We start from the raw sequence: 23,940 nt of genomic DNA, 5'->3' as shown, positions 1-23,940 counted from the left end.
CAGGGGTGATACGCGCGGCGTGTGTCATTCCGGCGAAGCCCGCCCAAGAAATCCGCTCAGGCCGCCATCATCCGCCGCGCCACGTAAAGCGCGACCGGCACCGCCAGCACCGCGCCCAAGGCTGCGGCGATCAGGATCGGCTGCAAAGTGACATAGCCAGCCACCAGCGCGACGACCACGGCACTGCCGGCCAGCGTGGTGGCGATCAGGGAGTAGAGGACAGAGGCAAGGCGGAACATGGGAAATCTCCTGCATGAATACATGCGGAGATTAGCATGTTATGGGCGGGGCGAGTTTGAGGTGGATCAACCTGACGGCAAAAGGGGAATGTCGTCCCCCGGTTAAGCAGACCCGCCCGGCGGACACGCCGGGCAGCGGCCGACCGCCCCCCCCGGGCGGCCGCTTCGCGTCCCCCCGGCGGTCCGCCCCTGCCCTACGCACATAGTTGCTTTCGGGGTAGATGCTGGTGCTCTACGCCAGCGCACAGCCCCCGACCATCAAGACGGCAGGGTGAGGGTCAGGCAGGCCCCAGCCCTAGCTATCCATCTTCAGCGCATTAATAAACGCTTCCTGCGGGATCTCGACCTTGCCGAACTGGCGCATCTTCTTCTTGCCCGCCTTCTGCTTGTCCAGCAGCTTGCGTTTGCGGGTCGCGTCGCCGCCATAGCACTTGGCGGTCACGTCCTTGCGCAGCGCGCTCAGCGTTTCGCGGGCAATCACCTTGCCGCCGATCGCGGCCTGGATCGGGATCTTGAACATGTGGCGGGGGATCAGCTCTTTCAGCTTTTCCACCATCTGCCGCCCGCGTGATTCCGCCCGGTCGCGGTGGACCATCATCGACAGCGCGTCCACCGGCTCGTCATTGACCAGTACCTGCATCTTGACAAGGTTGTCCTGCCGGTAGCCGGTCAGGTGATAGTCGAACGACGCATATCCCTTGGTCACCGATTTCAGCCGGTCGTAGAAATCGAACACCACCTCGTTCAGCGGCAGGTCATAGACCACCATCGCCCGACTGCCGGCATAGGTCAGGTCTTCCTGAATGCCGCGCCGGTCCTGACACAGCTTCAGCACGTCGCCAAGGTATTCGTCGGGCACAAGGATGGTCGCCTTGATCCGCGGCTCTTCGATATGGTCGACCAACGTCAGGTCGGGCATGTCGGCGGGGTTGTGCAGCTCGCGCAGCGTGCCGTCGCGCATGTAGATCTGGTAGACGACCGAGGGCGCAGTCGTGATCAGGTCGATATCATATTCCCGCTCCAGCCGGTCGCGCACGACCTCCAAGTGCAACAGGCCGAGGAACCCGCAGCGAAACCCGAAACCGAGGGCGGCCGAGGTTTCCATCTCGTAGGTGAAGGAGGCGTCGTTGAGCGCCAGCTTCTCGATCGCGTCGCGCAGGTCCTCGAACTCGTTGGCATCGACCGGGAAAAGGCCGCAGAACACCACCGGGATCGACGGCTTGAAGCCCGGCAAAGCCACCGCGCAACCGCGCTTTTCATGGGTAATGGTGTCGCCGACACGGGTGTCGCGCACCTGCTTGATCGAGCCTGTGAAAATGCCGATCTCGCCCGGCCCCAGCTCGGCAATGTCCACCATCTGCGGCTTGAGCACCGCCAGCTTGTCGATGCCATAGACGGCACCCGTCTTCATCATCTTGATCCGCTCGCCTTTGCGGATAACCCCGTCCATCACACGGATCAGCACCACGACGCCGAGGTAGCTGTCGTACCACGAATCGACCAGCATCGCTTTCAGCGGCGCATCGCGGTCGCCTTTGGGCGGCGGCAGTTGCGTGACGATGGCCTCCAGCACGTCGGGAATGCCCAGGCCCGTCTTGGCAGAGATCGGGATGGCGTGGCTGGCGTCGATACCGATCACGTCCTCGATCTGCGCCTTCACCCGCTCGGGCTCGGCCGCGGGCAGGTCGATCTTGTTCAGCACCGGCACGATCTCGTGGTCGGCGTCGATCGCCTGGTAGACGTTGGCCAGCGTCTGCGCCTCGACGCCCTGCGTCGCGTCCACCACCAACAGCGATCCCTCGACCGCGCGCATCGACCGGCTGACCTCGTAGCCGAAATCGACATGGCCGGGCGTGTCGATGAGGTTCAGGATATAGGTCTGCCCGTCCTTGGCCGGATACTCGATCCGGACCGAGTTCGCCTTGATGGTGATCCCGCGTTCCCGCTCGATATCCATGCTGTCGAGCAGCTGCGCCTTCATGTCGCGCTCGGCCACGGTGCCGGTCAGCTGGATCAGCCGGTCGGCCAGCGTGGATTTGCCGTGGTCGATATGCGCCACGATCGAGAAGTTGCGAATGTGCGAAAGGTCGGTCATGGGGCGCGGCCTGTTGCCTGTGTCAGAGGCCGTCAATGGAGGGAACGGGGCTGTTTTGCAAGGGGGATGCCGCCTCGGGCGTCAGCGCGCCCACAACGTCCATGCCACCGTCCCACATCATGTTCAGCGCCACCCCGAGGATGATCAGCAGCCCGATCCAGCTGATCCAGCGATGCCGGTTTAAAAGCCGCGCGATCAGCCCCGCGGCCAGCCCCATCAGCAGCACCGACAGCGTCAGCCCGAAGACCAGCACGATGGGATGCTCATGCGCCGCGCCCGCCACAGCCAGCACGTTGTCGAGCGACATCGAGACATCGGCCACCACGATCTGGGTCACAGCCTGCGCCAGCGTCTTGGGTGCGCAATCGGCGCGCGCACCGTCCAGATCCTCGGGCATCGCCGCCCGCAACTCCTGATACATCTTCCAAGCCACCCACAGCAGCAGCACGCCGCCGGCCAGCAAGAGCCCGACAATGTTGAGAAGCTGCACAGCGACCGAGGCGAAAGCCACGCGCAGCACGGTGGCGACAAGGATACCGATGAGAATGGCCCGCGTGCGCTGCTGCGGCGGCAGCCCGGCCGCGGCCAGACCGATCACCACCGCATTGTCCCCCGCCAGCGTCAGGTCGATCATCACGACGCCGAAAAAGGCGGCGATGACTTCGGACGCGATCAGGTCATGCATGGAAACGGGGCCTTGTTCTTTGGGCCAGAGGTAGAGGCCGCACCCCCCCGCTGCAAGGGGCGCGGCCCTGCGCCGAGGGAATTGACCGGGCGTCGAGGGCAGGCGGGCATCGGCAATTGCCTGTCGGCCCCGATTCTTGCTATGCATGGGGCGAGGATATCGCGGGGCGACACCGCAAAGCCGGGCGGCCCGCAGAGGATCGAGGCGGTGTGATGCGTTACATTCCGGCGGTTATCGCCATGGTTGCCCTGGTGGCCCTGGGCTCTTGCGGGGGACGTCGCGTGACTGGCGATATCAGCCGCGCCTGCGTCGCTTCGGGCCGTGACGCGGCCAGCCCTGCGCTGTGCAGTTGTGTCCAGCAGGTCGCCAACCAGACGCTGTCGGCCAGCGACCAGCGCCGCGCGGTCAGCTTCTTCGAGAACCCCGAAAAGGCGCAGGAATCGCGCGTCGCCGATGGCACCGCCGCGTTCTGGACCCGCTACCGCGCCTTCACCGAGGCCGCCCGCGCCCAGTGTTCCCGCTGATCAGGCCCGGCAAGGCAATCCCCGCCGGGCCGGTTGGCCTGCCTCAGTTGTCGTCGGTTGCCTTCGGCTGGAACATCGCGCCGGGCGCTTGAACCGGCACGTCGAAGGTCATCGGCGGTGTCGTCTCGAAAGTCAGCGTGACGCTGATCGTGTCACCGGGCTTGAGCGGTTTGACCAACCCCATCAACATGATGTGGTAGCCGCCGGGCGCCAGCGTGATGTCGGCCCCCTGCGGAAGGGCAAGGCCGCCCGCGACCTCGGTCATCGTCATCACGCCGTTGGCGTCTTCTTTGCTCTGGTGGATCTGCAGCATCGCCGCCGCGGGCGACGAGGCCCCGATCAGCCGGTCTGGCGCATCGCCGTGGTTGTGGATGGCAAAGTAGATGGCACCACCCATGCCGGTGGTAATGGCATAGGGGTGGTGGATTTCAACATCTGCGCCCGCACGGGCGGCAGTTGCGAGGAATGTGGCGGCCAGTGCCGCCAGGATCATGCGGATCATGTTCTTTTGTCCTTGGTCTGAAAAGGGGTATCGGTACGTCGTTTCAGACCAGAACGGGCGGCCCGCGGGCCAAGGGCGACAGCGCCGGCGGGGTGACGCCGCGGGTTACCGTGACCGCAAACCACGCCCGGACCAGGCGCACCTGCCGCATCAGCACCAGCGGCTCCGCGTCCAGCGCCACGATGAGGCGCAGCGCGCAATCGGGGCAAAGATGCACGCGTCCGGTGGGCTTGCCGTTGGCATCCAGCGTCACGGTGACCGGGCCCTGCCCGGTGCAGACCACGACCTGTCCCGCCACCATCGTCTGCCCGCGCGCCACCGCCATCTGCTGCGCGGTCAGGGCCAGCAGGGCGGCAAGGATCAGTCCGAAGAAGCGCTGCGGCAGGACCATGACAGGCGCACTATCATGGCCTCATTGACTGCGGAAGCGCCAAGAAAAAGGCCCGATCGCCATTTGGCGACCGGGCCTTGCATCCAGGTGTGCCAGACGGCGATCAGGCCGAGGCAGCAGCCTTGGCCAGTTCCTTCTTGACCTTCAGCGCGGCGGGCGACAGCTCGTCGTCCTTGGCCTTCGCAAGGTAGGCATCGAGGCCGCCACGGTGGTCGACCGAACGCAGCGCCGCATTGGAGATGCGGAACTTGAAGCTGCGGCCCAGCGCCTCGGAGGTCATGGTGACCTCCTGCAGGTTGGGCAGGAACCGCCGACGGGTGCGGTTCTTGGCGTGGCTGACGTTGTTGCCCGACATCGGGCCCTTACCGGTCAATTCGCAGCGGCGCGACATGGCTCGTCTTCCTTCGTGCGGTGGGGGTCCGGCCTATCGGCGGCGCCGCCCGTTCAAACAAGAACGGCCCTGCGGGGACAGGGCCATGAATTCCGTCCGCGTCGGATAGGCCCAAACGCCGCGGGCGTCAACCCGATTCCACGTCGTCCGGGCCCGCATTTTCGGCCGCCATCGCCGCGACCAGCGCGGCGGCCGCCCGGGCGGGCGATGTGCCTCCCGTGGCCACCGCGGCCTCGCTTTCAAGCAGCCTTGCACGCAGGGCCGGGTCTGCCGTCAGCCGCGCCAGAAGCTGCGCACGCACCTCCTCGTGGAACCAGTGCCGCGCTTGCGCGGCGCGCCGCGCCTGCCAATGGCCATGGGTGCGACGCCAGTCGGCCAGCGCGCGCATCTCGTCCCAGGCCGCGTCCAGACCCTGCCCGGTGACCGCCGAAACGGTCAGCGCCTTGGGAAAATCGGGCGGGTCCTGCGGGCGGCGGCGCATCAGCCGCAGCGCACCGGCATAATCGGCCCGCGTCGCTGCGGCCTGCGTGGCCAGCGCGCCGTCGGCCTTGTTGACGAGGATCAGGTCGGCGATCTCCATGATCCCGCGCTTGACCCCCTGCAACTCATCCCCGCCCGCGGGCGCGATCAGCAGCACGAAAAGGTCGGCCATCTCGGCGACGATCGTCTCGGACTGGCCGACGCCCACCGTCTCGATCAGCACCACGTCGAACCCGGCCGCCTCGCACAGGCTGACCGCCTCGCGCGTGCGCCGCGCCACGCCGCCCAGCTGCGTCTGGCTGGGCGAGGGACGGATGAAGGCGCGCGGATCGCGGCTGAGCCGTTCCATCCGCGTCTTGTCGCCCAGGATCGAGCCGCCCGAGCGCGCCGAGGAGGGATCGACCGCCAGCACGGCCACGCGCAGGCCCTGCTCGGTCAGCCGCAGGCCGAACGCCTCGATGAAAGTGGACTTGCCCACCCCCGGCGTGCCCGACAGGCCGATGCGCAGCGCCTGCCGCTGCCCGCCCAACGCGTCGAGCAGGTCGAGCGCGTGTGCGCGGTGGTCGGCCCGGGCGCTTTCCACCAGCGTGATCGCGCGGGCCAGCGCCCGGCGGTCGCCGGCGGCGATGCGGGTGGCGAGGGCGGCGATATCGGGCGCGGTGCTCATCAAGGTCTTCATATCGGGGTGGCCGGGCCTGTCCAGCCCCGGCGGTGGCAGGGGGGCTGCCTGCCCCCCTCTGCCTTCGGCATTCACCCCCCCCGAGGGCAAGAGCTCCAGTTCATGTTTGTACTTATAGTGTCCTTTATCAATGGCATAGAGGACTTTGCAGAAACCCAGGTGATATCAGTTCACCACAAGGTCACCTGAAAATGCGGTGCATGTTGGCAACAGGAAGTCCCAACATGCGAAAGACCAACGTACAAACGTCTCAGAACCCTCGAATAGGGCGCCGGGAACCGATTTCAGCACTCATGCAGCCCGCACCTACCCTCGCTTACGCTCGGCGCGTCTATCGCGCGGGATGTCGGGCCGCATCCAGCTGTGCCGCCCCGCCCAGACCCCGAGGGGGCCATTCGCCATGGCCCCCTTCTCAAACCCCCTAGGCACTGCCCGATAGGGGACAGAAGAAGCGCGCAACGACGCGTTTGGGCGGAAACCGGACATTCGCCGCGCCATGCCACAATGTCCGCACTGCGGACTTTCCTGCAGTTGGACCTTCCATAGGCAACGTCTGCTGTGAGCCGTCTGAGGACTGGCAGGTTTCGGTACATGAGGGCGGGGCGGCTGTCGTGCGTAGCGGCCCCACGTTTAGAACCACGGCGTAGCGTCCTGTCCGTCCGCTTAACGCTCCCGTGGGACCAAACGCGTGGTCAACATACTCTGCGAGGACTTGCTAAGAACGCCGGTGCCGGCATCGACGTACGGGCGCCACTTGCTGCTCTGACCCACACCATTGATGAGACGTCCGCCGCCTAGTAGCCTACAAGAAACAAGAGGAGCGGGAGTCCCTAAATGAAGATATTTGCTAGCCACAGTTCTACCCAAAAACTATTTGTGCGGGAGTTTTTGTCGCTTTGCCCCTCCTCGATTGACTTTTGGGTGGATGAAAAGTCCATAAATGCCGGAGACGATATTCTCACCAAGATCGACGAAGCGTTGTCCGGGGACCTTGATTTCGTCGCACTCTTTGTTGAGGAGCACTCGGCTAGGTCAAGCTGGGTTGCGTATGAGGTCTCACGCGCACTCGAGCGAGAGAAGGAGCTCGGTCGACCGATTCTGATCCCAATTGTTCTTTCCGAAGTCGGCTGGAACTCCCTGAGGGATGTCTTAGGCCCGAATAGAAAGTACATTAAATGCTTCGACCAGCTCGATGACAGCATTCGAATGGCAGCAGCAAGATTCACCGAGTCGATATTTGACTGGCTTATTTCCAAGACCAACGGCGAGAAAAGGGATAAAGACGCCCCGGCGACTGGGAAGCTTAAAGACGCGGAAGCCGTCTTCAAGAAACTTGCCGCTGTGCTAAAATCCGAAATTCACGCCTTCCGACGCCAGAATCCAATAACCGTCGAGGAGCTTCTGGAAAAACTGAACGCTTCGAGACCCGGGCTCTTCTCGGGTGTCGAAGAGTTAAATCACGCCATTTCTGAGCTCTTCGGAAAAGGATACATGTCAGGTTATTACTATGACGGAGAGATAATCTTCCTGGCATACGAGAAATTCTTTCAAAAGCGGGAAGTAGAAGATTCCGTAAAAGCAAAGATAGCGCGAATTGCTGTATCTTTGCTTGAGGACGACATGAAAGTCGCGATCGATGGTGGTTCAACGACCTACGCTGCAGCTGAGGAGGTGGCGAAATTGATTACAGCTGGAGCGATATCAGGTCTCGAAATATTCACCAACTCTATTCCTGTAGCCGGAGTAATATTAAATGCGCTTAACGATCTCAATCTCGGCGATCGAGACTCCACGTGCACGGTTACGATGATGGGTGGAAAATGTCGCCACAACTCTATGTGTACGCTTCTTGAGGAAAATAGTGCTATCGGTTTCACGGAAGCGTTTCCAGGTTTGGGCGGCGGTGTCGACATATCTTTCATGGGTACCAGTGGGATCACCGAAAACAAGGGGTTTGGCATAACTCACAGGTTCGAATTGCCCGCGAAGACAGGCTTTTGTCGTGCTGCGAGGCAGGTAATTGTACTGTGTGACAAGAGTAAGTTTGAAACCAACCAGCCACGGATGTTCGCAGAGTTCTCTGAGAGGATAACCGTTATTACTGAGAGAGCATCGGAGCCAAGTGTCGATCGCCTGCGCGCATCCAGCGAAAGTTTTGGGCATATGAAAGTAGTTTACTGTGACTGAGGCAAAGTGGTTAGTCGTCTCCGACGTAGACGGAACACTTTTGGACTCCCAGAAACTGATCTCGCCCAAAACCTCCCAAGTTCTCGGCGAACTTCAGCGTTCTAACAGAGTCGAAATTGTGTTGGCTTCATCAAGAATGCCCTTGTCTCTGGTTCGCCTCGCCGATGAAATCGGTGTGTCGTGTCATCTTGTTGCCTACGATGGCGCGGTTACACTCGTTGCGGGCTATGACGAAGTAGGAGGAGAGCGTGGACCAGTTATATCGGCTGACGAAGCACGAGCAGTGCACGACATTGCTGGGCAGGTAGCATACTTCGGGTTCTATTATTACGATAATTGGTGGTGCGAGAAATTTAGTCGCTGGTCTGATCGGGAAGAGTCCAACACTGGGCTAAAGGTGCATCTTCGGGATTTCAATGTTGAGTGGAGTGATCCGGCCCACAAACTGATGCTCAGGGACGACGAGGAAGTCATTAGAAGGATTCGCGGGCGACTGGAGGGCCAGCGCTTCGAAACACTGCGCTGGTATGGAAACGGATCAACGATCCTAGAATTTCTGCCGATGACAGCAGAGAAAGGGAGAGCGGCGGAGAGGCTCCGTTCTAGATTGGGAATTCCTTTATCTCGGGTCGTCGCATTCGGCGATGGCTACAACGATCTTTCCCTTGCGCAGACTTATGTAAACTTTGTGGCGGTAGAGAACGCCATTGATGATGTCAAGAGAATTGCGACCTACTGCACGGGGCGCGGAGATGCGGACGGCGTCGCGAGGTTTCTAGAAACGTTTGACTGGCAGGGCCAAATTTAGATTGAGCCTCATTGAAATGGTATTTCTCGCGTTAATTGCAAAGTCGAAGGATGTTGTTTTCGTAAATAATCGCAGAGAGGCGAGAGCTCTACGAGGGGTGCCTATTATCCTACGTTGAACATCATCTCCTCAGCTGACGGCAGATGCGTGTACCTTCATGATTTCGCATTCATACCCCGCTGCAGCAGGTGGTCTGAATGCTGCAGTATCGAGAGGAGCGCAATGAACGACAGGTTTTGGACAGGGAAGTCGAAACCGTCAACTGCCGTCATGAGGGCGCGAAGCTGCCGCTCGAACAATTTGCAGCATCCTTCAGTCTGGGCTCAAACTTGCCGTTAGCCGCGCCACGCACCAAGGTCCGCTCAGGGCCGCCAACCTCTTCTGGCTCCCCCCGTCGCTCCTCGCCCACGCCATATTTGGCCCGTGCCTGCGCCAACCGATCCTGTGTCCAGTCTGGGTTGCGCTGCCATTCTCGGATGATCTGGTGCATGTTGCCGAGGGCGTAGACATCAAGGAGCTCGATGGGGACACCATTCAGAGCCGCGCGTGACAAGGAGCACCCGGCGATCTGTTTTTGCAACATCTCGTCGCGCTCGGCCGTGAGTAGGGCATCGATGCTGGAGCGGTCCACCATGCTTGCCAAGTCTTCCATGTCCCCTACCGCCGCAGCCGCGATCAGCGCCCAAAGCGGATGGACCGGCCAGCGTGCGCGGTTCGTGTCGGCGGTCGGCACCGTGTAGCGCACCTCGCCCAGCGCAAGCTGGAGGATCGGAGAGAGATTATCACGGAGATTGCCCCAGGTCGTCACGGCCCAGTCGTCTTTCAGGTGCCGCTTGAAGGCGCGGATTTCCACGCGCCAGACGGTACTGGTGTCACGGTTGCGCGGATCAAGTGGGGGCAGGCCTTGAGCGGCCAGCGCGTCATTCCAGACCCTCCACCAATAGGGTTTGCGCGTCGCGATCACTTCGGCGCGTTTGTCATAGAGCACGACCTGCCGGTTCGGGTTCTTGCCGATGGTGATGCTCTCCACCCGTCCTGAGCGCCCCACCACTTGTACCAGAGTGTCCGAGATTTCCTGCACACGGCTGCGCGCATGGGCGACGAAATGCAACCGGTCCGGGGCCAGGTCAGGGGCGAGAATGTCAAAAGCCACGTCCACCCGCCCGATGCTTTCCGTTCCCGGCACATAGTCGAGCTCCAGCCGGGCCAGCGTGTCTTCGAGCCGGGCGCGTGTCTTGGCGAGCCCGTCAAAGGCCAGTGGCAGCGCGCGACACGAGACCCGCACACCCCATTTATCGGCCTTGCCATTGGGCTGCTTGAAGAACCAGTTTTCCCCGAATGGCGCGACTCCGCTGTCGCACCGGAAGGCATAGCCGCCGCGCGCGCCGGTGGCGGCAACCTGCATTCGGACGCCATTGTGCTCGACCATGCCGACCTCCCCATTGTTCGCTTCCGAAACGGCGCGGCCCAGCCGCATCTTGTCGGCAAGCTCCTCGCTGATGGTCAGGGGATAGGAGATGTCTAGGCCGTCAAAGCCTTTGCGGATCAAGTGCATTTTTGGGGATTTCCATGCCATGTATTTCTAGAGGGGGGTGTTACAAGGACCCCCCTCGAACGGCTGTCGGCGGGCGCGCGCCGTGCCCGCCCGCCGCCAGCTTGCTGGCGAGCGCGGCGGTCGGGCACGGGGCCAGTACGGGCCATGTTTCGGGTCTTGGAGAGACCAGGCGAGTGTTCATGTGCCCCTCCGAAGGGGCAGCAGCTTGGCCTTGCCAAGTGGCGCCTCGAAACTGGCGGTGAGTGCGGGCGTCAATTTGGATTGCGCCCAGGTGTCGAGATCGCTTGCGAGGTAGAGCACGCGATTGCCGAAGCGGCGATAAACCGGGCCGCCGCCCACGGTCGCGTATTTCTGCAAAGTGGCCTTGGCCACCGGAAACCCGCGCGCCGTGAGATACGCAGCAGCCTCAGGCCGGGTCAGGAACGAGTTGGTCATGGGTCCTCCATCAGGTGATGGTGGACAGCCTAGGCACAGGTGGTTCTAAGGGCGAAAATCAATATTTTTGCCTTTCGGCAAATTCTATTCTTTCGTTGATGGTGGCGAAATACGGCGACGGAGCGCGGCCCTGAACCTTCCGAATTAGGTCTTGCTCAAACCAGAAATCAAAGGGGTCGCTCAAGACTTGACCCTTCGCATACCTGAGCGCTGTCTCCGCCCCCACGACGCCGATCTCGTCCATGTAGTGGCGCTCGATCTCGGCAAATGCTTCAGGGCGCGTCCGCCGAAACGCGGTCAGTCTCGCGCGGACAGTCTTCGTGTCGGCGCCAACAACCGCGCTGATGGTCTCGAACGCGGCAGTATCCGTCTTGGTGCCGGTCTGGCGCAATGTGGTCCACAGGCAGGCCCAGCCCTGGACGCGCAGGTCCGAGGTCTTGGGTCGACCACGCGGAGGCCGGTAGGCCGGAACCACAAGCTCTGCCAAGGACAGAGCAACCTTGTACCAGACATCAGGCTCACCGGGCCGATACCCGAAATGCCGGATCAGGGCCTCTTCCCGCGCGGCCTTCTCGCGGAGCAGTTCCGCGCGGCGCTCCTCATTGAACACGTCGTGCTGTGTCAGTTCCGGGATGGGGTCGCAAAGAACGCCCGCGAATTCCTTCATGCCGCTTTCTCCGTCGCTGTAAGAGCCCCCGTGATCGTCGCCGCTGCCCGTTCGGCCAAAGCCTGCCGCCGGTCATTGGCCCAATGGATATAGCGCTGCGACGTGGACATATCCTTATGACCCAGCGCCGCCATGATTTCCGCGGCTTGTGCGCCCTGCATCGCCATGTAGGACGCGAAGGTGTGCCGCAACCCATGCAGGCCGATCCCCGCGGGCAGGCCCGCGGCCAGGCGCACCTTGCGCCAAGGCGCATCGAGGTACAGCTTCGCATGGCCCGGCAGCGGCGGGAACACGGGCTCATCTGGCCCGCCGCCCGGCTGTCGCCGCAAAATCTCCACCTCCAACGCAGGTAACCCGATCACCCGCGCCTCGCCGGTCTTGCCGCCGGTCTTGTGCCGATCGGGTGGAAGGACGATCAGTCCCTTGGCCAGGTCCACATGCCGCCACTGGAGCCCGGCAATCTCGCCCCGCCGCGCGCCGGTCAGGGCAATCAACCGAATCGCATCGGCCACCAACGGGCGCAGCAGCGGCGCGGGGTTGTCGATATCCGGGGTCACCATCCGGTCAAGCGTGGGCCAAAGCCGCGCATAGGCCGCCGGGTCTTCGAGGATAATCTCCCGCCGCCCGTCGCGCCCGATCTCGACATTGCGCGCCGCCCGCACCGCGTCCCACTCGACCGATCCGGCCTTGTAGCCCCAGTTCAGAATTGCCCGGAAGAGCCTGATGGACGACCGCGCGATTCCCTCACCGCCCCTCACCCGGCTGTTTGTGCCGTCCTTGCCCGCGTGGCGACCCTCGCAGATCGACCGGAACGCTTTCTCGACGGCGGGCATTGTCACTTCATCAACCCGCAGCCCGCCCAGAAGGGGCCGCAGGTGACCATCGATCCTCTTGTGATCGACGTATTGGGTCGAGGCACGCTTGGCCCTGAAGGTCGGGCTGGCGCAATAGGCGTCAATCAATCCGCCGACCGACATGCGGTCGCGCGCGTCCTGCTTCTCCTCCAGGGGATCGCGCCCTTGCAGCAGCATCGCCCGGAACTCCTCGGCCCGCCTGCGCGCCAGCTCCGGGGCGATGGTGCCGACCTTGGCAACCGTGATGTTGCGCTTGCGGTTCCTGGCGTTACGGTACGAGAATACGAAGGAATGCACCCCAGAGGGCCGCAGGATCACGCCGTATCCCTTCAGCGTGTCGTCCCAGAGGACCTGCCGCGCTTCGGGCGTCTGTGCCGCATCCAGCAGCCGTTTTGTGATCCTCGCCATGCCGAACTCCACCTCCTGATACACCCATGGTTCGGCAACCGGACGCAATCCGACGCCTCCCCATGCGACAGAAAGCAACGACCGGAAAGACAGGAAGTCAACAAAAACAACGGTATGGAATGAAGAAGGAAATCACTGCCTTCCCCAGCAACCCCCAGAAACTCGCCCCCCGAGAGTATTTCCAGCCAGAAGAAGGGGCTTGACCGGCCGCCGGCGCACGGCAGGTTGGCGGGCATGAGCGCCCTGCCCCCCCGTTTTGCCAGCTGGTTCGCCGCGCGCGGCTGGGACCTGCACCCACACCAGGCCGAGATGCTGGCGCGGACGGACGAGGCCGCGCTGCTGCTGATCGCTCCGACCGGGGGCGGCAAGACGCTGGCGGGGTTCCTGCCGACGCTGGTGGAACTGGCCGAGGGCGGGCACGCGGGGTTGCACACGCTTTACGTCTCGCCGCTCAAAGCGTTGGCGGCCGACATCTGGCGCAACCTCGGCACGCCGATCGCCGAGATGGGGCTGCCGATTCGGGTGGAGGACCGGACGGGGGACACCTCCTACACGCAGAAACGCCGCCAGCGCGCCGACCCGCCGCATATCCTGCTGACCACGCCGGAAAGCCTGGCGCTGCTGACCTCCTACGAGGATGCGCCGCGGATCTTTGCCGGGCTGAGCCGCGTGATCGTGGACGAGATCCACGCGCTGGCCGAAAGCAAGCGGGGTGACCAGCTGATGCTGGCGCTGTCGCGGTTGCAGGCGCTGGCGCCGGGGCTGCGCCGGGTGGGCCTGTCGGCCACGGTCGAGGATCCGGGCGCGATCGCCCGCAGCCTGGCCCGCGCGCCCGACCCTTGCGCGGTGCTGCTGGCCGAGCCGGGGCCGGATCCCGACATCTCCATGCTGGTGACGCCCGAGCGCCCGCCCTGGGCGGGGGGCGGTGGCCGTTACGCAATCCCGGCGGTGCTGGAGGCGGTGCGCCGGCACAGGACCACCTTGATCTTTCACAACACAAGGGCGCAGGCGGAACTGTTCTTTCATGCCCTCTGGTTGCAGAATTCCGATAACCTGCCGATCGGCATCCACCATGGCAGCCTCAGCCGAGAGCAGCGCGCGGCGGTGGAACAGGCGATGGTCGCGGGGGATCTCAGGGCGATCGTCTGCACCGGGTCGCTGGACCTGGGCATCGACTGGGGCGATGTCGACCTTGTCATCCAGGTTGGCGCGCCCAAGAACGTCAAGCGGCTGATCCAGCGGATCGGGCGCGCCAACCACCGCTACAACGCGCCGTCCAAGGCGCTGCTGGTGCCGGCCAACCGCTTCGAGGTGGTCGAATGCGTGGCCGCGCTGGAGGCCGCGCGCGCGCATGAACTCGACGGCGACCCCAAGGGGCCGGGGCCGCGCGACGTGTTGTGCCAGCATATCCTGATCCGCGCCTGCGCCGGGCCGTTCGACGCCGACGCGCTGCTGGCCGAGGTGCGCAGCGTCGGCGCCTATGCCGGCCTGTCGCGGGCGGCCTTCGACGATTGCCTCGATTTCGTGGCGACGGGCGGCTACGCGCTGCGCGCCTATGACCGCTGGCAGCGCCTGCGCCAGCGCCCCGACGGGATGTGGGAATTGCGCGATCCGCGCGCGGCGCGCACCATCCGCATGAACATTGGCACGATCCAGGACACCGACCTCGTCAAGGTGCGGCTGCGCGGCGGGGCGGCCCTTGGCGAGATCGAAGAGGATTTCGCCGCCACCCTCAGCCCCGGCGACACCTTCCTGATCGGCGGCCAGATCGTGCGTTTCGACGCCCTGCGCGAAATGACCATCGAGGTCACGCGGTCGGCCAGCAAGACCCCGAAGATCGCCACCTTCATGGGCACGAAATTTGCCACCTCCACCCAGTTGTCGGCGCGCATCCTCGCCATGTTCCGCGAGGGCGACTGGTCGGGCCTGCCCGCGCACACGGCCGAATGGCTGGACCTGCAGGCCCGCGTCTCGCGCCTGCCCGAGGCTGGCGGGATCCTTGTGGAAAGCTTTCCCCATGACGGGCGGCAGCATACCTGCATCTACGGCTTTGCCGGGCGCAACGCGCAGCAAACGCTGGGCCTGCTGGTCAGCAAGCGGATGGAGGCGGCAGGGCTGCAACCGCTGGGCTTTGTCGCCACCGATTACGCGACGCTGCTCTGGGGGCTGCGGCAGGTGGACGACCCCGCGCCGCTATTGACCCCGCAGGAGCTTCGGGAGGGGCTGGAGACATGGCTGGCCGGCAACGCGGTGATGAAGCGCACCTTTCGCGCCGCGGCCACCATCGCGGGTCTGATCACGCGCAACACCGCGGGACAGCGCAAATCGGGACGGCAGGCGACGTTTTCCAGCGACATCCTCTATGACACGCTGACGAAATACGACCCCGACCACCTGATGCTGCGCATCACCCGCGAAGAGGCCCGGCGCGGGCTGGTCGATTTTGGCCGGATCGAGGACATGCTGGCGCGCACCGAGGGCCGGATCGACCATGTCGTGCTCGACAGGCCCTCGCCGCTGGCCGCGCCGCTGCTGCTGGAGATGGGCCGCGTGCCCATCGCCGGCGAGGGCCGCGAGCGATTGGCCGCCGAGGCTGCCGCGGCGCTGATGCAGGCGGCGGGTCTTGACGCGGGCTGAGGGCCCTTGCGCTGAGGGCGCCTTCGCGGCAAGAACGTAACATGAACGGACATGACTTCACGCTGGCCGGGGTGCGGCTGACGGCCCTGCCCTCGGGCGCACTTTGGATCGACCAGGCGCGCGCGCTCTGCGTGGCCGATCTGCACCTAGGCAAGTCGGACCGCATGGCGCGGCGTGGCGGCGCCCTGTTACCCCCCTACGAGACTTTCGCCACGCTTGACCGGCTGGCCGAGGATATCGCCGCTACCGCGCCCGAACAGGTCATCTGCCTTGGCGACAGTTTTGATGACCTGATTGCCGGCGTTGAACTGGCCGAAGAAGCGCGGTTGAGGCTCATGGGGCTTCAGGCCGGGCGACGCTGGATCTGGATCGAGGGTAACCATGACCCCGGGCCGGTGGATATTGGCGGCAGCCATCTGGCCGAACTCGCGCTTGCCGGCCTGACCTTTCGTCACATCGCCATCCCCAACGCCGCAGCCGAGGTTTCGGGCCACTATCACCCCAAGGCCCATCTGCCCGGCGCGGGGTGGCGGCCCGCCTTTCTTGCCGATGCGCAGCGCGTCATCCTGCCCGCCTACGGCACCTATACTGGCGGCCTGCGGTCCGATGCGGCAGTGCTGCGCGCATTGATGCAGCCCCCGGGGCAGGCCATCCTGACCGGGCGCCGGGCACTGGCACGGCCGCTATGACTCCTCGATCAGCCCCGCCTCGACCAGTTCGGGCCGGAAGGTGCGGCTGACCGGCACCTCGCTGCCATCGATCAGCACCAGCACGTCGCGCCCCTTGTGGCGGGCTGCCCCGCGTACCGCTTCGCGCGCGACCCAGTGCGAGCGATGGGTGCTGAACCCCTCAACTCCCTCCATCTCGGCGATCGCGTCGGAAAAGCGCATCAGAACGCGCTGCGACGTGCCATCGGCGAAATGCGCCTCGACGTAATGATCGTCGACGGCAAGCCGCAGAAGGGCCGATTGCGGCCCGACCGCCAACCGCCCGTAAAAACGCGGCCGCTCGGGCGCCTTCCGCCCGCTGCGAAGATGCTCTCCGACAATCCGGTAGGCCGCCGTCACCGCAAGCGTGATGACGAACACCAGCGCGACAATCTCTGCGAGAGGCGGGATCGGGGTCGCGTGGTGGCCGATGACCGCGATCAACGTATCGAGGCCAAGGCTGAAAAGCAGCGTGAAGATCACGATGGACACGCCTTCGCGCACCCATTCCGAACGCCCTGCCATCAGCCCCTGTGTGGCGCGCCGCACGACAAGGCCAAGGATGATGGCCACCGCGTCGATGCCGAACCAGAAGGCCGCTCGCGGCACGGTCGGCACCTCGTGATAGCTGCCAAAGGGGCCGAGCGCAGTCATCACCAACGACATCGCCAGCCAAATCACCAGCAAACGCAGGCCTTCCCTGCCGCTGGGCGCTATGCCCCGGAACAAGGCCTCAAGGCGATTCATCTTTTAATATTGATCTTCAAATTTCCGACACGCAGCAACCATAGCGCGCAAGTCGGCCGCTGCAACCCTCAGGTGCAATGGCGGGGCTAGCAGGCCCCGCCGGGTCCACCGGGATCAGGCTGTCAGCCCCTCGGGTTCGGGCAGGCCATGCGCCCGGCAACAGGCCGTCACGGTGTTGGCCAGCAGGCAGGCGATGGTCATCGGCCCCACGCCGCGCGGCACCGGGGTGATCGCGCCCGCCACCTCGGCCGCGCTGGCGAAATCGACATCGCCCACCAAGGCTGTCTTTTCGCCGCGCGGCACCCGGTTGATGCCCACGTCGATCACCGTCGCGCCCGGCTTGATCCAGTCGCCCTTCACCATCTCGGGACGGCCGACCGCAGCCACCACGATATCGGCCTGACGCACGACGCCCGGCAAGTCGCGCGTGCGGCTATGCGCGATGGTCACGGTGCAGCTTTCACCCAGCAGCAGGTTCGCCATCGGCTTGCCCACGATGTTGGACCGGCCGATCACCACCGCGTTCATGCCCGACAACGAGCCATGCTGCGCGCGCAACAGCATCAGGCACCCCAGCGGCGTGCACGGCACCATCGCCTTTTGCCCGGTGCCAAGCAGGCCGACGTTCGAGATGTGAAATCCGTCCACGTCCTTGGCCGGATCGATACTGTTGATCACAAGGTCCGAATCGAGGTGCGGCGGCAGCGGCAACTGCACGAGAATGCCGTGCACCTTCGGATCGGCGTTCAGCTTGGCGATCAGCGCCAGCAGCTCGGCCTCCGTCAGGTCCGCATCGCGCTTGAACTCGAACGAGGCCATCCCCGCCTCGACCGTCTGCTTGTGCTTGGAGCGGACATAGACCTGGCTCGCCGGGTCCTCGCCCACCAGCACCACCGCCAGCCCGGGGGTGATGCCGTTTTCTTCCTTCAGACGGGCAACATGCGCCGCCACCTTCTCGCGCACCGTGGCCGCGAAGGCCTGTCCGTCGATTACCGTCGCGGTCATCCGCCCGCCTCCTTCATCTTGCCAGAAATACTCCCGCCGGAGGCGACCGCGGGGCGGGGAGGCTCGATGCCTCCCCGCCCCGCCCGCACCCCGGTGGCGATGATCAGAACAGCCCTTCGATCTGGCCGTCCGCGTTCAGCCGGATCGTCTCGGCCGAGGGCACCTTGGGCAGGCCGGGCATCGTCATGATCTCGCCGCAGATCACCACGACGAAGCCCGCACCGGCCGAAAGGCGCACTTCGCGCACCGGGATCGTGTGGCCCGAAGGCGCGCCGCGCATGTTGGGGTCCGTGGTGAAGGAATACTGCGTCTTGGCCATGCAGATCGGCAGATTGCCATAACCCGCGGCCTCCCACGCCTTCAGCTGGTCGCGCACGGACTTGTCCGCCGTCACCTCGCCCGCGTGGTAGATGCGCTTGGCAATCGTCTCGACCTTCTCGAAGAGGCTCATGTCGTCGGGGTAAAGCGTGGTGAAGGTGCTGGGCGTCTCGGCCAGTTCCACCACCTTGCGCGCCAGGTCCTCGATCCCTTCCGAACCCTTGGCCCAATGCTTGCACAGGATCGCCTCGGCGCCCTGCGCGGCGACGTAGTCCTTCACCGCCTGCACCTCGGCATCGGTGTCCGAGACGAAGTGGTTGATCCCCACCACGACCGGCACGCCGAACCCCTTCACGTTGGCGATGTGGCGGCCAAGGTTGGCGCAGCCCTTCTCGACCGCGGCGACGTTTTCGGCCCCCAGATCGGCCTTCGCGACACCGCCGTTCATCTTCATCGCGCGGACCGTGGCAACCAGCACCACCGCATCGGGGGCCAGGCCCGCCTTGCGGCACTTGATGTCCATGAACTTTTCCGCACCCAGGTCGGCGCCAAAGCCTGCTTCGGTCACGACGTAATCGGCCAGCTTCAGCGCGGTCGTCGTCGCGGTAACCGAATTGCAGCCGTGGGCGATGTTCGCAAACGGTCCGCCATGCACGAAGGCGGGGTTGTTCTCCAGCGTCTGCACCAGGTTGGGCTGCATCGCGTCCTTCAACAGCACCGTCATCGCGCCGTCGGCCTTGATGTCGCGGCAATAGACCGGCGTCTTGTCACGGCGATAGGCCACGATCATGTCGCCCAGCCGCTTCTGCAAGTCCTTGAGGTCCTTGGCGAGGCAGAGGATCGCCATCACCTCCGAGGCGACGGTGATGTCAAACCCGGTTTCCCGCGGGAAACCGTTGGCGACGCCGCCCAGGCTTGCCGTGATCTGGCGCAGCGCCCGGTCGTTCATGTCCAGCACCCGGCGCCAGACGACGCGGCGGATGTCGATCTCCAGCTCGTTGCCCCAGTAAATGTGGTTGTCGATCATCGCGGCCAGCAGGTTGTGGGCGCTGGTGATGGCGTGAAAATCACCGGTGAAGTGAAGGTTCATGTCCTCCATCGGCACGACCTGCGCCTTGCCGCCACCCGCGGCGCCGCCCTTCATACCGAAGTTCGGACCAAGCGAGGCCTCGCGGATGCAGATGACGGCCTTCTTACCGATGCGGTTCAGACCGTCGCCCAGACCGACGGTGGTGGTCGTCTTGCCTTCACCCGCCGGGGTGGGGTTGATCGCGGTGACCAGCACCAGTTTGCCGTTCGGGCGCGATTGCACCGAATCGATGAAGGACTGACTGACCTTCGCCTTGTCATGGCCATAGGGCAGCAGATCTTCCGCGCCGATGCCAATCTTGGCGCCGATCTCCTGAATCGGGCGCTTCTTGGCTTCTCTGGCAATCTCGATGTCGGTCTTGAAGGTCATGGTCATCTCTTCCCTGTCGGCGGGCCGGGCGCCCGTCTGATGCGCCATGTCCTAACCGCTCCAGCCCCGGCGCGCGACGCGATTGCGACATTTCCGGCGCTGGAATCGTCTGCGACCGGAATTGTCGTTTCTGATCCGAAACTATGGCCGCCAGCCGCGCTGATCGGGAATGTGCAGGCGCACCGCTTCGCCAAGCCGCAGCGTCCCCTCCCGCTCGACCCATGCTGTGACGCCGCGCCGGCCCTTTGCGGCCGTCTTGAAGGCCTTGCCGTGGCCGGGTCGCGCCGCCTCGATCGTGCGGGCCGGGAACTGGCAGGGCAGGTTCTGCATGTCGATGACCAGCGTGCAGCCGCCCGCCCCCTGCAACCGCGACGAGGGCGGCAGGTGGCTGAAATCGGGCAGCCCGGACACCACGACCGAGGCGCCCAGCCAGGCCGGGTCGATCATGTCGAGGCCGAGGTCCGCGGCAATCGCGGCCAGCTCTTCCGCGCTGACAAGGCTCAGCTGCCGCACGTTCCTGATCTCGGTGCCCTTGGGGTATTGCGCCACCACCCGGCTGCAGGAGGGCCGTGTCAGCCCGGCATGCACCTCGCCCGCCATCCCGGCAAAGCCCAGCACCATTTCCTCCAGCGGCTCGCCCGCGATCTCGGGCGCGTCGCGGTGCGGCACGCGGCCCAGCCATGTGATGGTGCCGATGTAGTCGGTCGGGACAAGGGCGGGCATGAAACCTCCGTGCGCTGCGCGCCGCAAGCTGCCGCCTTTTGCGGCGGCGCGCAACGGCCCCGCGCGCCGCCTGCCGCCTCAGGCCGCCTGCATGACCCGTGCGATCGTCGCCCCCATGACCGAGGGGTTCTCGGCCACCGTCACGCCCGCCGCCGACAGGATTTCCACCTTTTCCGAGGCGCTTTCGCCAAAGGCCGAGATGATCGCGCCCGCGTGCCCCATGGTGCGGCCCTTGGGCGCGGTCAGGCCCGCAACGTAGGCCACCACCGGCTTGGTCATGTGATCGCGGACAAAGGCCGCCGCCTCGGCCTCTTGCGGGCCGCCGATCTCGCCGATCATGGCCACGACATGGGTGTCGGGGTCGGCCTCGAACTGCGCCAGCACGTCGCGGAAGGACGAGCCGTTGATCGGGTCGCCGCCGATGCCCACGCTGGTGGAAATGCCGATGCCAAGGTCCTTCAACTGCTGCGCGGCCTCGTAGCCGAGCGTGCCCGACCGGCCGACGATTCCAACGTGACCGGGCAGGTAGATATGCCCCGGCATGATCCCCAGCAGCGCCTTGCCGGGCGAGATCGTGCCCGCGCAGTTGGGCCCGGTCAGCACCATCCGCCGCTCCTTGGGATAGCGCATCATGTAGCGTTTCACCCGGATCATGTCCTGCGCCGGGATGCCATCGGTGATGCAGACGCAATAGCGGATGCCGCCATCGGCCGCCTCCATGATGCTGTCGGCGGCGAAGGGCGGCGGCACGAAGACAAGGCTGGCATCCGCCCCGGTCTGCGCCACGGCCTCTTTCACCGTGTTGAAAACGGGGATCCCAAAGATGGTCTCACCGCCCTTGCCCGGCACCACGCCGGCCACGACGTTGGTGCCATACTCAACCATTTCCTTGGTGTGGAACTGCGCCATCCGCCCGGTGATGCCGTGGACCAGCACCCGGCTGGTCTTGTCGAGATAGATGCTCATGCCGGCACCCTCACCTTTCCCAGAAGCGCCCTGTCGCTGCGCCATGCCTGCACGGCCCGCTCGGCCGCCTCCATCAGCGAGGTCGCGCGGATGATTGGCAGCCCGCTCTTGGCAAGGATCTTCAGCCCCTCCTCCACGTTGGTGCCTGCCAGCCGCACGATGACCGGCACGTCCACCGGGTTGGCCTGCAGCGCCTGCACCACGCCCTCGGCCACCCAGTCGCAGCGGTTGATGCCCGCGAAGATGTTGACGAGGATCGCCTGCACGTTGCTGTCCGACATCACGAGGCGAAACGCCTTGGCCACCCGCTCGGGCGTGGCGCCGCCGCCGATGTCGAGAAAGTTGGCCGGCTCGCCGCCCGCCAGCTTGATCGTGTCCATCGTCGCCATGGCAAGGCCCGCGCCGTTGACGATGCAGCCGATATTCCCCGACAGGCCGATGTAGTTCAGCCCGCGATCCGCCGCGCTTGATTCCCGGGGGTCTTCCTGGCTCTTGTCGCGCAGCTCGGCGATGGCGGGATGGCGGAACAGCGCGTTGTTGTCGAATGTCATCTTGGCATCCAGCGCAAGAATGCGGTTGTCGGCGGTGATGACCAACGGGTTGATCTCGACCATCGTCGCGTCCAGCTCGCGAAAGGCGCGGTAGCAGCCCTGCAAGGTGCGCACCATCTGCTGCGTCATCGCCGCCGGAATGCCCAGCGAAAAGGCGATCTCGCGCGCCTGGAATTCCTGCAGGCCCACCGCCGGCTCCACCGTCGAGCGCACGATGCTGTCGGGACGGCTGGCCGAGATGTCCTCGATCTCCATGCCGCCTTCGGACGAGGCCACGATCATCACCCGTTGCGACACGCGGTCAAGGACGAGGCCCAGGTAGATCTCGCGCGTAAACGGCACCGCCGCCTCGACATAGACGCGGTAGATGCCCTTGCCCTCGGGCCCGGTCTGGTGTGTGACGATCCGCGACCCGAACATCACGGCCGAGGCCTCGTTGATCTCGTGCTCCGACGCGCAAAGCTTCACGCCTCCTGCCTTGCCGCGCCCGCCCGCGTGGACCTGCGCCTTCACGACCCAGCGGTCGCCGCCCAGTTCACGCGCGCGGTAAGCTGCCTGTTCGGGGCTGTAGGCCAGCGCACCGGGTGGCACGGTCACGCCGAAGCGGGCCAGGATTTCCTTGGCCTGATATTCGTGGATGTCCATGTCTCCGGCCCCTATTCCGCGGCCATTGCCACGGCGGGGCTGGCACTGCGCCAGTATTCGCCCGCCGCCGCCACGCCACTGCCTGCGACAACGGGGATGCCCACGTCGCGCATCGCCATCTCGGCCCCGCCCAGCGCCGACATCAGCATCAGCTCGTTCAGGTCGCCCAGGTGGCCGATGCGGAACACCTTGCCCGCCACCACCGACAGGCCTGCGCCCAGCGACAGGCCGTAGCGCGCATAGGCCCGCGCGATCACCTTCTTCGCGTCGTGCCCCTCGGGCACGACGATGGCGCTGACGGTGTCGGAATACCACTTGGGTTCCTTCGCGCAGAGCGTCAGGCCCCACGCCTTGACCGCGCGGCGCACGCCTTCGGCAAGGAAATGGTGGCGCGCAAAGATGGTCTCCAGCCCCTCGGCCTCGATCCGGTCGAGCGAGGCGCGCAGGCCGCGCAGCATGTTCATCGGCGGGGTATAGGGAAAGTAACCGGTCGCGTTGGTCGCGATCATGTCCTTGAAATCGAAGTAGCAGCGGCGGAACCCGGCCTTGGCCGACAGATCCACCGCCTTGCGGCTGGCCGCCATGATTGCCAGCCCCGCCGGCAGCATGAACCCCTTCTGCGAGCCCGAGACGGCCAGGTCCACGCCCCATTCGTCCATCCGGAAATCGACCGACCCGATCGAGCTGACCCCATCAACGAACAAAAGCGCGGGGTGGCGCGCCCCATCCAGCGCGCGGCGGACGCCCGCGATATCGCTCTGCACGCCGGTCGCGGTTTCGTTGTGGGTGGTCAGCACCGCCTTGATCTGGTGTTCCTTGTCGGCTGCCAGACGCTCGGCAAAGATCTCTACCGGCACGCCAGTGCCCCAGTCACACTCCACCACCTCGACCTCCAGGCCCAGCCGCTGGCAGAGGTCGATCCAGAGATGGCTGAACTGGCCGAAGCGGGCCGCCAGCACCCTGTCGCCGGGCGAGAGCGTGTTGGTGATCGCCGCCTCCCAGCCGCCGGTGCCAGAGGCGGGAAAGAGGAAGACCTGCCCGGTCTCGGTCTTGAAGACCTTCTTGAGGTCGGCAAAGAGCGGCAGGATGAAATCGGGGATATCGGGCGCGCGGTGGTCCTCCATCGGCACGTCGATAGCCTTGCGCACGGATTCGGGGACGTTGGTGGGGCCGGGAACGAACAGGCCGCGGGTGCCGATCATGGGATAACTCCTCCTCATGCGCGGGCCTCAGCACCCACGCCTCCAAGGATGAGGGATAGGGCTTGACCGGATTTCCGCAA

The 23,940-nt window shown here is 64.9% G+C and carries 23 protein-coding genes; 5 read left to right on the top strand and 18 right to left on the bottom strand.

The window, feature by feature from the left end:
- Positions 1-56: 56 nt before the first annotated feature.
- From GC146_RS00990 to GC146_RS00980, 3 genes are all read right to left on the bottom strand, one after another.
- Entirely contained in the window at positions 57-239 is a 183-nt protein-coding gene (locus tag GC146_RS00990; RefSeq protein ID WP_291833094.1) for a CTP synthetase, read from the bottom strand.
- 295 nt (positions 240-534) lie between these two features.
- On the bottom strand, positions 535-2,334 hold the full coding sequence (gene lepA / locus GC146_RS00985) for a translation elongation factor 4 (protein WP_291833090.1): 1,800 nt from the start codon (positions 2,332-2,334) through the stop codon (positions 535-537).
- Between the two features lie 22 nt (positions 2,335-2,356).
- Positions 2,357-3,019, bottom strand: a complete 663-nt coding sequence (locus GC146_RS00980) for a TerC family protein (RefSeq protein ID WP_291833087.1) — start codon at positions 3,017-3,019, stop codon at positions 2,357-2,359.
- Between the two features lie 212 nt (positions 3,020-3,231).
- On the opposite strand from GC146_RS00980, the gene GC146_RS00975 reads away from it, so the two are divergent.
- Positions 3,232-3,543, top strand: coding sequence for an arginine transporter (locus GC146_RS00975; protein ID WP_291833085.1), 312 nt, complete (start codon positions 3,232-3,234; stop codon positions 3,541-3,543).
- Between the two features lie 43 nt (positions 3,544-3,586).
- Here GC146_RS00975 and GC146_RS00970 read toward each other — a convergent pair whose 3' ends face one another.
- From GC146_RS00970 to meaB, 4 genes are all read right to left on the bottom strand, one after another.
- A complete protein-coding gene (locus GC146_RS00970) occupies positions 3,587-4,045 on the bottom strand; it encodes a copper chaperone PCu(A)C (protein WP_291833082.1) in 459 nt (152 codons plus the stop codon).
- Positions 4,046-4,088: 43 nt separating this feature from the next.
- A complete protein-coding gene (locus GC146_RS00965; RefSeq protein ID WP_291833078.1) occupies positions 4,089-4,436 on the bottom strand; it encodes a hypothetical protein in 348 nt (115 codons plus the stop codon).
- 103 nt (positions 4,437-4,539) lie between these two features.
- Entirely contained in the window at positions 4,540-4,827 is a 288-nt protein-coding gene (rpmB, locus tag GC146_RS00960; protein WP_291833076.1) for a 50S ribosomal protein L28, read from the bottom strand.
- 127 nt (positions 4,828-4,954) lie between these two features.
- Positions 4,955-5,974 carry a methylmalonyl Co-A mutase-associated GTPase MeaB gene (gene meaB, locus GC146_RS00955; RefSeq protein WP_291833073.1) on the bottom strand — a complete coding sequence of 340 codons (1,020 nt, stop codon included), beginning with the start codon at positions 5,972-5,974 and terminating at the stop codon, positions 4,955-4,957.
- A gap of 846 nt (positions 5,975-6,820) precedes the next feature.
- Here meaB and GC146_RS00950 point away from each other — a divergent pair.
- On the top strand, positions 6,821-8,173 hold the full coding sequence (locus tag GC146_RS00950) for a TIR domain-containing protein (protein WP_291833069.1): 1,353 nt from the start codon (positions 6,821-6,823) through the stop codon (positions 8,171-8,173).
- Positions 8,166-8,981, top strand: coding sequence for an HAD-IIB family hydrolase (locus tag GC146_RS00945; protein ID WP_291833066.1), 816 nt, complete (start codon positions 8,166-8,168; stop codon positions 8,979-8,981). The genes GC146_RS00950 and GC146_RS00945 overlap by 8 nt, the downstream gene beginning before the upstream one ends.
- A 268-nt stretch (positions 8,982-9,249) precedes the next feature.
- Here the strand turns inward: GC146_RS00945 and GC146_RS00940 are convergent, their stop codons facing one another.
- The 4 genes from GC146_RS00940 to GC146_RS00925 form a co-directional block, all read right to left on the bottom strand.
- Positions 9,250-10,557 carry a hypothetical protein gene (locus GC146_RS00940; RefSeq protein ID WP_291833063.1) on the bottom strand — a complete coding sequence of 436 codons (1,308 nt, stop codon included), beginning with the start codon at positions 10,555-10,557 and terminating at the stop codon, positions 9,250-9,252.
- 156 nt (positions 10,558-10,713) lie between these two features.
- The gene (locus GC146_RS00935; RefSeq protein WP_291833060.1) at positions 10,714-10,971 is read right to left on the bottom strand and encodes a helix-turn-helix domain-containing protein; all 258 of its coding nucleotides are present in this window, start codon (positions 10,969-10,971) and stop codon (positions 10,714-10,716) included.
- Between the two features lie 58 nt (positions 10,972-11,029).
- Complete coding sequence (locus GC146_RS00930; RefSeq protein ID WP_291833057.1) at positions 11,030-11,638, bottom strand: hypothetical protein; 609 nt, start codon at positions 11,636-11,638, stop codon at positions 11,030-11,032.
- Positions 11,635-12,900, bottom strand: coding sequence for a site-specific integrase (locus GC146_RS00925; protein WP_291833054.1), 1,266 nt, complete (start codon positions 12,898-12,900; stop codon positions 11,635-11,637). Before GC146_RS00925 ends, GC146_RS00930 begins: the two co-directional genes overlap by 4 nt.
- A 234-nt stretch (positions 12,901-13,134) precedes the next feature.
- Here GC146_RS00925 and GC146_RS00920 point away from each other — a divergent pair, with 234 nt between their 5' ends.
- Positions 13,135-15,537: a ligase-associated DNA damage response DEXH box helicase gene (locus GC146_RS00920; protein WP_291833052.1), complete on the top strand. Its 2,403-nt coding sequence runs from the start codon at positions 13,135-13,137 to the stop codon at positions 15,535-15,537.
- Between the two features lie 41 nt (positions 15,538-15,578).
- The gene (gene pdeM / locus GC146_RS00915) at positions 15,579-16,226 is read left to right on the top strand and encodes a ligase-associated DNA damage response endonuclease PdeM (protein ID WP_291833050.1); all 648 of its coding nucleotides are present in this window, start codon (positions 15,579-15,581) and stop codon (positions 16,224-16,226) included.
- Here pdeM and GC146_RS00910 read toward each other — a convergent pair.
- The 7 genes from GC146_RS00910 to GC146_RS00880 all read right to left on the bottom strand — a co-directional run bounded on the left by GC146_RS00910 (position 16,221) and on the right by GC146_RS00880 (position 23,860).
- Entirely contained in the window at positions 16,221-16,991 is a 771-nt protein-coding gene (locus GC146_RS00910) for a LytTR family DNA-binding domain-containing protein (protein ID WP_291833048.1), read from the bottom strand. The two genes, pdeM and GC146_RS00910, sit on opposite strands and share 6 nt — an antisense overlap.
- 114 nt (positions 16,992-17,105) lie before the next feature.
- Positions 17,106-17,996: a bifunctional methylenetetrahydrofolate dehydrogenase/methenyltetrahydrofolate cyclohydrolase FolD gene (folD, locus tag GC146_RS00905; protein WP_291833045.1), complete on the bottom strand. Its 891-nt coding sequence runs from the start codon at positions 17,994-17,996 to the stop codon at positions 17,106-17,108.
- A gap of 103 nt (positions 17,997-18,099) precedes the next feature.
- Positions 18,100-19,773, bottom strand: coding sequence for a formate--tetrahydrofolate ligase (locus GC146_RS00900; RefSeq protein WP_291833410.1), 1,674 nt, complete (start codon positions 19,771-19,773; stop codon positions 18,100-18,102).
- A 141-nt stretch (positions 19,774-19,914) separates the two neighbouring features.
- On the bottom strand, positions 19,915-20,496 hold the full coding sequence (locus GC146_RS00895) for an MOSC domain-containing protein (protein ID WP_291833042.1): 582 nt from the start codon (positions 20,494-20,496) through the stop codon (positions 19,915-19,917).
- Positions 20,497-20,574: 78 nt separating this feature from the next.
- Positions 20,575-21,462, bottom strand: coding sequence for a succinate--CoA ligase subunit alpha (gene sucD / locus GC146_RS00890; RefSeq protein WP_291833040.1), 888 nt, complete (start codon positions 21,460-21,462; stop codon positions 20,575-20,577).
- Positions 21,459-22,658: a malate--CoA ligase subunit beta gene (locus tag GC146_RS00885; RefSeq protein WP_291833037.1), complete on the bottom strand. Its 1,200-nt coding sequence runs from the start codon at positions 22,656-22,658 to the stop codon at positions 21,459-21,461. Before GC146_RS00885 ends, sucD begins: the two co-directional genes overlap by 4 nt.
- A gap of 11 nt (positions 22,659-22,669) precedes the next feature.
- A complete protein-coding gene (locus GC146_RS00880; protein WP_291833035.1) occupies positions 22,670-23,860 on the bottom strand; it encodes an aminotransferase class V-fold PLP-dependent enzyme in 1,191 nt (396 codons plus the stop codon).
- Positions 23,861-23,940: the final 80 nt, after the last annotated feature.

This window comes from Limimaricola sp., from assembly GCF_016125575.1.
Taxonomy (GTDB): domain Bacteria; phylum Pseudomonadota; class Alphaproteobacteria; order Rhodobacterales; family Rhodobacteraceae; genus WGLM01.
This window is presented reverse-complemented; position numbering and strand designations above follow the sequence as displayed.